General features: G+C 55.4%; 1 protein-coding gene and 1 pseudogene. One reads left to right on the top strand and one right to left on the bottom strand.

The window, feature by feature from the left end:
* Nucleotides 1-380, bottom strand: a pseudogene (locus B060_RS0123555) (L-rhamnonate dehydratase); the annotation flags it as partial.
* A 104-nt stretch (nucleotides 381-484) separates the two neighbouring features.
* On the opposite strand from B060_RS0123555, the gene B060_RS25885 reads away from it, so the two are divergent.
* On the top strand, nucleotides 485-1,233 hold a 749-nt coding region (locus tag B060_RS25885), incomplete at its 3' end, for an IclR family transcriptional regulator (protein WP_081607017.1).

Raw genomic sequence — 1,233 nt, 5'->3', positions numbered from 1 at the left:
ACCACCAGACCCTTGCGGCCGTAATATTGAGAGGCGAAATACATCTGGTCCCAGATGGTCTCGTATTCGAACGGATCGCGGCCTTCGAGGAAGCGCGCGAAGTGCTTTTCGACCATGTAGGCCGCCGGTTCGCCGCCGGTAGTTACCGCGAAACCTGTGGTTCCGTCTTCACATTCGATCTCGACCACGAGGGTGCCCAGCACATTGATGCCGAAAGATTTGCGGCTCTGGCGGTATTCCGGATAGCGGCCCATGGAGGTCGCGATATGGTTGTCGATCCAATGACCTTCGCCCTGATCGTGATAGTCGGCGCCGCCGCCGCCTTCGCCGCCCTTGATAACGGAGGCGCGCACTTGCTTGATCTTAGGAAATTTCCGCATTAATCTCACCATTTGGGACGCTTCATCACATCCCATCATCCCTGTACGGATTTCGGGATGAACGACTTGCTTTCATCCCACACTTTAGATATGAGCATTAAATAATGAAACACGTGACGTCAACGAATAATTTGTCAAACGAGAGTTTGGTCAGGGACGCAGAGGGCGACGGGGGCGGTAAGACGCTCGCCGGCGCGCAAACGCTTGTGCGCGGTCTCGACGTTATGATGGCAGTGGCGGCCAATGCGCGTAGCCTGGTTCAATTATCAGAGGTCTTGGGGCTGACGCGGTCGACAACGCACAGGCTTGCAACGACTCTGGTCGAGCAGCGCTTTCTCAATTTCACACCGCGCGTGGGTTACAGTCTGGGACCAAAACTTCTTGAGTTGGGTCATTTGGCGTCCCGCCAGATGAACCTGCCGCGTATCGCTCATGATTATCTCTTGGCCCTATCGCTCGATACCGGCGATACGGTCCATCTCGGTATCCTTGATGGCGACCGTGCGCTGTATCTGGACAAGGTGCAGGGGAGTCGTCGTATCGAAATCAGTTCACGTATTGGCGAACGCCAGCCGTTGCGATCTACCGGCATAGGCAAGGCACTTTTGCTTGACCGTCGAGAAGATGAATTGGCCACGGTTTATCAACGCGAAGGCCGCGAATGGCCAGGTTACCGCGTCGATTTTGAGACCTGGATGGATCGCATGCGCGATTATGCGACCAAGGGTTATGCCTACGATCTGGAAGAAAACGAAGACCGCATTCGCTGCGTGGCGGCGCCAATCCGTGATGCCAGCAACAAGATCATCGGATCGATCAGTGTCTCTTCGGCCGCGCAATATATGGATGATGC

Origin of the sequence: Asticcacaulis benevestitus DSM 16100 = ATCC BAA-896, assembly GCF_000376105.1 — a bacterium.
GTDB lineage: Bacteria > Pseudomonadota > Alphaproteobacteria > Caulobacterales > Caulobacteraceae > Asticcacaulis > Asticcacaulis benevestitus.
Note: the sequence above shows the minus strand (reverse complement) of the source record. Positions and strands in the feature narration are given on the sequence as shown.